This window comes from Maritalea sp., from assembly GCF_047634455.1.
GTDB lineage: Bacteria > Pseudomonadota > Alphaproteobacteria > Rhizobiales > Devosiaceae > Maritalea.
Genome location: NZ_JBLIAI010000114.1, coordinates 1 through 3,747 on the forward strand (window position 1 = coordinate 1; position 3,747 = coordinate 3,747).

A 3,747-nucleotide genomic window follows, 5' to 3' on the forward strand; every position below is an offset into this window, starting at 1 on the left:
GAACTGCATGGGGATGATGCAGTGCTGGCCAGTAAAACCTTCACGGCTCCTGGACGTTTGCACGCAACTTATAACTTCAACCTACTCGAATGGGCGGGGTTAGATGTAGATGGGCTAAAGCAGGCTATTTTCTCAGCGATTGAAGCCTTTAATGGTACGGGACGCCTCTCATTTGCTTTCTCCAACCATGACGTTCCGAGGTCTGCCACCCGGCAATTGGGGCCTTTGGGCTTGAAGACGGATAAGCAAGAAGCACTGCAGCTGTTGCTACTTAAGCTAGAGGTTAGCTTGATTGGATCCACATGCATCTATCAAGGTGAAGAACTAGCCCTAAGTGACGTGCAGGACATTCCAATTGACCGTATGCAAGATCCTTGGGGCGTCGAGTTTGCACCGATATTTTTGGGGCGCGATACATGCCGCACGCCAATGGTTTGGCGCAAAGGCGACAATCACTGGGGTGGATTTTCGGATGCGCAAAGCACTTGGCTCCCAATCTCGCAAAACCACATGGTCCGCGCTGGCTTGGATGAGGCTGAAAGGCCTGGTTCTGTCTACAACAACCTGGCTGGTTTTTTGGCCTGGCGCAAAAAACAACCCGCTATGCAAGATGCCAATGATATGGAGCTTATTGTGAGCGGCACAGAAGAAATCATTTTTGATCGTATCTCTGCCGAGCAATCTCTGCGGTGCATCTTCAACTTTCAAAACTTAACAGCATCGTTTTCGGAGATTTAAATGGCTCAGGTAGAATTAAAGGGTGTGAGTAAGTCATTCGGAAAAGCCGAAGTTATTTGCAATGTAGAACTGGAAATTGAAAAGGGCGAGTTTGTGGTTTTTGTTGGCCCTTCGGGCTGCGGAAAGTCGACGCTGTTGCGATTGATCGCTGGGCTCGAAACACTTACCAGTGGTGATATCACCATTGCGGATAAAAAGGTCACAGACTTACCACCGTCCAAACGCGGCATTGCCATGGTGTTTCAATCCTATGCGCTTTATCCGCATATGACCGTATTTCACAACATGGCCTTCTCGCTTGACCTACAGGGCGTGCCTAAAAAAGAGATTAAAGAACGTGTCGAAGCGGCGGCTAAAATATTGCAAATGGACAATCTTTTGGACCGCCGGCCTTCTGCCTTATCGGGTGGTCAACGCCAGCGCGTTGCCATTGGCCGTGCTATCGTGCGGAATCCTGATGTGTTTTTATTTGACGAGCCCTTGTCAAATTTGGATGCGGCTCTGCGCCACGATACACGTGTTGAAATTGCCAGACTGCACTCTCAACTGGGCGCTACCACGATCTATGTGACCCATGACCAAGTCGAAGCTATGACCCTCGCCGATAAAATCGTGGTGTTGCGCGACGGTGAGGTCATGCAAGTAGGTGCGCCCATGGATCTGTTCAATATGCCGGCCAACGAATTTGTTGCTGGATTTTTGGGATCACCGGCCATGAATTTCTTTGCGGGAGAGTTGACATCCAAGAACGAAAGCGCTGCTCAAGGTAAATTCAACGGAAGTGGTCTTACGACTGACAATGTGCGTCTGGTGTCTGCGTCAAAAGGGGTTGGGGACGCGGTTAAACTTGGCATTCGCCCTCAGCATCTTGAATTGGATGAAAAAGGACCGCTGCATGGCACGGTCTCTCTGGTTGAACGGCTTGGTACCGATACAATTGTGGAACTTCTAGCGGCTGATAAAATGCTGTTCCGTTTTGCCACATCAGAAGCATGTAATCTTGTGATCGGACAGGTTGCAAATTTTAGCTTTGACGCCGAGAAAGTACATATATTCTAATGCAAAGAAGCGACTTTCCTGAAGGATTCTTGTTCGGAACTGCTACGTCAGCTTATCAGATTGAGGGGCATAAGTTTGGTGGCGCCGGTCCAACCCATTGGGACAGCTTCTCCGCCACGCCTGGCAATGTGGTGCGGGCCGAAAATGGTATGCGCGCCTGTGATCATTATCATCGCTATGAAGAGGATCTTGATCTTGTCGCCGCTGCCGGATTTGATACCTATCGGTTTTCAACCAGCTGGGCACGAGTGATGCCTGATGGTGTAGGTCAGGTCAATCAAGATGGGTTAGATTTTTACGACCGGCTCACGGATGCGATGCTAGAACGCGATCTCAAACCCGCCGCCACACTTTATCACTGGGAGCTTCCATCCACTCTGAATGATCTTGGCGGTTGGCAAAACCCCAATATTGCTAATTGGTTTGGGGATTTCACCGATGTCATAATGGGACGTATTGGTGATCGAATGTTCTCGGTCGCTCCGATTAACGAACCATGGTGCGTTGGGTGGTTGTCTCACTTTGAAGGCGCGCACGCGCCGGGGCTGCGCGACATCCGGGCGACGGGCAGGGCGATGCATCATGTGCTTTGCGCGCATGGCACGGCGGTTCAACGGATGCGCGCACTCGGGATGAAAAACCTCGGCGCCGTTTGTAATTTTGAATATTCAAACGCAATTGATAACACATCGGAAAACCTGACTGCTGCGGCCCGCTATGATGCAATTTACAATAGGTTTTTCATGGGCGGGATATTCCAGAAACAATATCCAGATTTGGTGCTTGAAGGCCTAGAGCCATACTTGCCAAAAGGTTGGCAGAATGATTTTGCCCTTATAGGGACGCCGGTAGATTGGTGCGGGATCAATTATTACACCCGGTCAAATATTGAGATCAAAGAGGGTGCTTGGCCAAACCTGCAAGCGGTTGAAGGCCCACTTGAAAAAACACAAATGGGGTGGGAGATTTATCCAGATGGGCTTTATGAGTTCATCATGAGAACCCACCGTGAATATACGTTGGGCCTCCCCATATATGTTACTGAAAACGGCATGTCGAATGCGGATGTGGTGGTCGATGGTGAAGTGAACGATACCGCCCGTACTGCCTATATTGAGGCGCATTTGGAGGCGGCTAAACGGGCAATTTCCGATGGCGCCCCGCTGATAGGGTACTATATTTGGTCATTGATGGACAATTATGAATGGGCTTTGGGTTACGAAAAGCGGTTTGGCTTAGTGCATGTTGATTTTGACAGTCTGAAGCGAACTCCAAAAAATTCATATAAGATTTTGCAAAGCTGGCTCGCGGATTAAGTGTGGCAACACTGTTCCTTGGGGCCGTCGCATAAAAGGTTTTTGCAACCGGTTGCAAAAAATTCGAATCGGATTATAGTTGGTTAGGTAAATTACCTAGACCGACTACATTCGGCTAAGAACCGAACCGACTATATCTGCATTAACAAGTTGAAACTTAAGTTTTATGCCTAAATAGCCTCATTAAAGAGGCAGAAGATTGGCAAATCGCTTGTGCTCTATTTATCTGGAGCATCCCGGAAATTTCATTGTGCGCCGGGCACACTTTGGGAGGAATATTATGAAAAAGACACTAATAGCCACCGGCTTGGTCGCTTTGATGGGTACAACTGCTGCGGCGCAAGAAATCGGAGCCTCATTCTCCAGATTTGACGATAACTGGCTAACAGTATTGCGCACTGGCATGGTTGAGTATGCGGGAACCATTGATGGTTTGTCGTATCAACAAGAAGATGCGTCAGACGATCTTGCAAAACAAATCGACCAGGTTCGTAACTTTGTTGCCTCCGGCGTAGACGCTATCATTGTAAACATCGTTGACACATCTGCCGGCGCTGCAGTTTCTGCAGCAGCGGGTGATACGCCGCTTGTTTACGTGAACCGTGAACCTGACAACGTGGACGTCTTGCCTGCA

At 49.0% G+C, this 3,747-nt stretch carries 4 protein-coding genes; all 4 read left to right on the forward strand.

Annotation, left to right across the window (positions count from 1 at the left end):
- Window positions 1-738: alpha-amylase family glycosyl hydrolase (locus tag ACJAZW_RS15310; protein ID WP_415159662.1), on the forward strand; the 738-nt coding region annotated here is incomplete at its 5' end.
- Window positions 739-1,797 carry an ABC transporter ATP-binding protein gene (locus ACJAZW_RS15315; RefSeq protein WP_415159664.1) on the forward strand — a complete coding sequence of 353 codons (1,059 nt, stop codon included), beginning with the start codon at window positions 739-741 and terminating at the stop codon, window positions 1,795-1,797.
- Complete coding sequence (locus tag ACJAZW_RS15320) at window positions 1,797-3,113, forward strand: GH1 family beta-glucosidase (RefSeq protein WP_415159666.1); 1,317 nt, start codon at window positions 1,797-1,799, stop codon at window positions 3,111-3,113. Before ACJAZW_RS15315 ends, ACJAZW_RS15320 begins: the two co-directional genes overlap by 1 nt.
- Before the next feature lie 280 nt (window positions 3,114-3,393).
- Window positions 3,394-3,747 (forward strand): substrate-binding domain-containing protein (locus ACJAZW_RS15325; RefSeq protein WP_415159668.1); only part of this gene is annotated, 354 nt, incomplete at its 3' end.